The organism is Acinetobacter sp. AKBS16, from assembly GCF_002899995.1.
Lineage (GTDB): Bacteria > Pseudomonadota > Gammaproteobacteria > Pseudomonadales > Moraxellaceae > Acinetobacter > Acinetobacter baumannii.
In genome coordinates, this window is record NZ_POYH01000082.1 from 8,342 (window position 1) to 12,206 (window position 3,865).

The following is a 3,865-nucleotide window of genomic DNA, read 5'->3' on the forward strand; positions in this document are numbered from 1 at the left end:
TAGCCAGCTTAGAGCACTTAACACCGATGCTTCTTTTAACGATGCCAAATTATTTCTATTTATGATCGAAGGCACAATTATTCAGCGTTTAAGTTCAGATGAAGTTAATGAAAGGGTGGTTGAGGTGTTTTTGAGGGGAATGGGGTGAGGGTATTTAGGTAATTAAGATTTATGCTGTAGGGCAGTTTTAGATATTTTTGATATAACACTGTATAAAACTTAAAACAGTAGACAGATTAAGTTCTCTAATTAGCAAGTCCTACTTAAGCGGCCAAATAATACAGTAACTTATGGTGAAAAAGATACCCCACAAATATCCCAATTTGAGGTATATTAAAGATATATAAATTTATTGTCGATGGTTAAAATAAGTGGGTAACGAGTTAAATTTTTTATCAATTAAACAAGCTAAAGACTTGTTGAGTCAGATTTTAAATACCGAAATCGATGATAAAGAGTTTTTTACTTACTGCTTTGAAAATAGTATTCCTATTGTCAAGAAAGCATTGACAGAGTTTTCTGTAATTAAAGGATTTGAAATAACTCAATTTGAAGCAGATGAATTTTATCGATTAACAGATTATGAAAGATCTTACGATCCTGAAGAGCCCGAATGTATTTATCAGAATTGTAATTTTAGTGAACGGGTAGAGCGGATAAGGTCTCGCATTTATTACAAAATGCGAAAAGAAGAATATAAACTTAAAAAAGAAAAAATATTTAATGAGTTGAAGTATTCACAATATACTCATGAAGAGAAAGTAAAAATTGTCGAAAAAGAAATCAGAACTTATATAGATATGAAAGATCATATAGAAGATATGATGAATACAGATAGTGAATATCTTGATCTCATCAGTAAAAAGGAAGAATTAAATAGATTAAATATGATAAAAGAATCTATTCTAGTTAAACATATTAATGGAAAAAATTATGCATTTTCTGATAAAAAAATTAAAATATTTTCAAGCGGAATTTATAAGTTTCTAGATGAGGATTTGACCTCTGATTATGAAATTTTATGTAAAATCCAAGGTGATTTTGGCCTATCAATACCTAATAAAATATTAAATTTTTTAGTTGATGATGATGGAATTTATCTAAAATATGGAAAAAAGAGAAATGAAATATTTAATACGGATCCTTCGTTAATTGAGGGAATTTTACATGAAGGTTTCTTAAGAAAAGATATAGAAAATAAAGTTAATATTAATAAAAATAATGTGCGGAAAAGTTCAGACAATCATATAGAACAAATCGAAAATAAATATTTATGTATTATTGGTGCTCTTTTAGAAGAAAGGAAAAGAGCAGTAGGAGGAAAGAGAGTTCAATCTTTAGTAGCTCAGAATATTGAAGATATGACGAAAAATACTGATGCAATGTTATCAAAAAGTACCCTGGAAAAAATTTTCTCATCCGCAAATAAAATATTTAAACCTTTTAATAACAATGAAATAGATAAATAATTTTTGCATAAATATAATTGTTTTTTGCAAATGAAATGAACTATATGTCTAAAAAAGTGAAACTAGCCTCATCCCCATGATGAGGCTTTTTTATGAGTATTACAGTTTTAAAAAATGATTCATTAATAAATTTTTCTGATGACGCGGTAGCAACAGGACAAATTCAACCGACCGATCCAATGCAATTACTAGCAGATCCAAATATTTTACGTAATGCTTTACTGACCTATTCAGAAAAAGTGATTGAACTAGAATATAAAGTTGAAGTTATGCAACCTACAGTGGAAGCATTTGACCGTATTGCTACTGCGGAGGGTAGTATGTGCCTAACTGATGCTGCTAAAGCTCTACAACAAGAACCGCAAAAATTTAATAAGTGGCTTCACATGAATAGCTGGATTTACAAACGTCATGGCAGCAAACATTGGGTTGCTTATCAAGAGAAAATTAAAGCGGGATATTTAGAACATAAAGTAAAGGATATCCAGCTGCCCGATGGGACGATTAAAATCACGGAGCAGGTGAGAGTAACACCAAAGGGATTAACCAAGCTTTCAAAGCTTCTAGGAAACAACAATACATAATTTAGGCAATAAAAAAGCCCTGAATATTCGGGGCTTTTCATTTAAATTTTACTTTAATGATTCTGGTACATAATTTGGTGAATCAGTACCATAAAATGATTCAACATCTGCATCATATAAAGATTTATATCTATCTTTTGATGCGACATCCTTAGTTTCCTCAATAAATTTCTGTATTTTAGCTTTATAGTCAGTGTGACCAGCTTTATACATTTCAGTTAAATATACAAATTCGGCGTCTCTGTACTGGGGATCATTTTTGCTAGTCGATTTACTCAATTCGGTTTGTATGAGTTGGGCAGAAGCTTCGTGACACTGTTGAATTTTTACTTTGGCCTCATTTAATTTTTCAAGCAATGTACATCTAAACATTATCCGTTGAGGCAAGGGTTTCTCTTTGATTTGTTGCTCATTTAACTCATAAGCCTCTTTATACATACCAGACAGCATATAAATATTCATCAATGCCATTTCTCTTTGTTTCTTGGCAGTAACTTTCTTAATTTCAGGTATTAAAGGTGCTAAAGCTTGTTTTATCTTTTCATCTTCACCAGAAGTCACAACTTCATTTGTGATTGTTTCATATCTATCTAAAATCGCTTTATCACTTGCTGATAATTCTGTTTTTACGTTTTGAGAACTGCTTTTCGCAGTAGTATCTACCTTTGTTTGTTCATTTGATGCCTTGCTACAAGCAGTAACTCCAAATACAGAAATGAGAACAATAGTACTGATTAATTTTCTATTCATGATTTACGTCTTGATGCTGAATTTAAAGTAAAAGAGAAGCGAGTGTGAGGTGGGTTTGGTCGAACAGTACCGCCATCAAATTTTGCGGTGTAACCCATAGTTAAAGTTGCTTCTATAGTTGCTAAATCAGGTTTAGGTAGAGTTACCTTACACTGACCTACAGGCTTCTTAGAGTTGTCTGTTGACCAAACGCCTTTTCCCTTTTCCAAACGTGTTTTTCCTAAACTTTGATTGTTATGCACAAGATCAAGTGTTGCGTATGGAAAAATTGTAGCATCACCGCTCTTAAAAGACCTAAAATGAATTATGGTTTTTCTTTGCCAAGAGCATAGTCTGTTTAAGCTGTTTACGGTTAAAACCTAAAAACTCAATCACATTTCTAAACAGTGCGGGTGCTTTAGCAATCGGAGTATTTATTTTAGGTACAACAGTCATATCTTTACGCCGTTCTATACTTTCAACTACACCCGAGATAACTTCCTCAATAGAGATATATTTCCAAATACCCGAGTTACCTTTCCACACAGCTTTACCTGCTGGGTCATTTTGAATATTGTCCATTAATGGTGTTTTAAAGAAAGTTGGATGAAGGCTACCAACACCTATATTTAAATATTTTAATTCTAGACGAAGGCTATCACATAAAGCCCAAACGCCTGCTTTACTCGAAGTATAGTGAGTGTTTAACGGGGAGTGGACGAAAGCTGCCATTGAAGATACAGCCAGTAAGTATCCCTGAGTTTGTTTTACATAGGGTATAGCTGCGCGAAAAGTACGAAATACTCCAGTAAGGTTAATATCAATCGTTCTTTCAAAAGTTTCTGGTGCCATATGTTCTAGTGCTTCGGTTGAAGCTATGCCAGCATTTGCAATCACCACGTCAATTTTACCGAAGTGTTGAGCTGCATTTGCCATAGCCATTTCTAGGCTTTCCAAAGAGCGTACATCGGCCACCCAACCTGCGGCAATGCTTTGTCCACCTAGCTGTTTTGCCTGACTTTCAACTTTGTTAAGGTCTAAATCTAGGAGTGCTAGTTTTGCGCCTTTGGCTTGTAATGCTTG

The 3,865-nt window shown here is 33.3% G+C and carries 5 protein-coding genes and 1 pseudogene; 3 read left to right on the forward strand and 3 right to left on the reverse strand.

What is annotated here, in order from left to right; genetic code table 11:
- The 3 genes and pseudogenes from C1642_RS19605 to C1642_RS14725 all read left to right on the forward strand — a co-directional run.
- Positions 1-148: pseudogene (locus C1642_RS19605) on the forward strand (TetR family transcriptional regulator); the annotation flags it as partial.
- A gap of 223 nt (positions 149-371) precedes the next feature.
- Positions 372-1,469, forward strand: coding sequence for a hypothetical protein (locus C1642_RS14720; protein WP_103236502.1), 1,098 nt, complete (start codon positions 372-374; stop codon positions 1,467-1,469).
- A 92-nt stretch (positions 1,470-1,561) separates the two neighbouring features.
- Complete coding sequence (locus C1642_RS14725; RefSeq protein WP_103236503.1) at positions 1,562-2,053, forward strand: phage antirepressor KilAC domain-containing protein; 492 nt, start codon at positions 1,562-1,564, stop codon at positions 2,051-2,053.
- A 48-nt stretch (positions 2,054-2,101) separates the two neighbouring features.
- Here C1642_RS14725 and C1642_RS14730 read toward each other — a convergent pair whose 3' ends face one another.
- The 3 genes from C1642_RS14730 to C1642_RS14740 form a co-directional block, all read right to left on the reverse strand.
- Positions 2,102-2,803 (reverse strand): hypothetical protein, encoded by a 702-nt coding sequence (locus C1642_RS14730; protein ID WP_103236504.1) that lies wholly within the window; start codon positions 2,801-2,803, stop codon positions 2,102-2,104.
- Entirely contained in the window at positions 2,800-3,012 is a 213-nt protein-coding gene (locus C1642_RS14735) for a hypothetical protein (protein ID WP_000410751.1), read from the reverse strand. The genes C1642_RS14730 and C1642_RS14735 overlap by 4 nt, the downstream gene beginning before the upstream one ends.
- 85 nt (positions 3,013-3,097) lie before the next feature.
- Positions 3,098-3,865: SDR family NAD(P)-dependent oxidoreductase (locus C1642_RS14740; RefSeq protein WP_228153917.1), on the reverse strand; the 768-nt coding region annotated here is incomplete at its 5' end.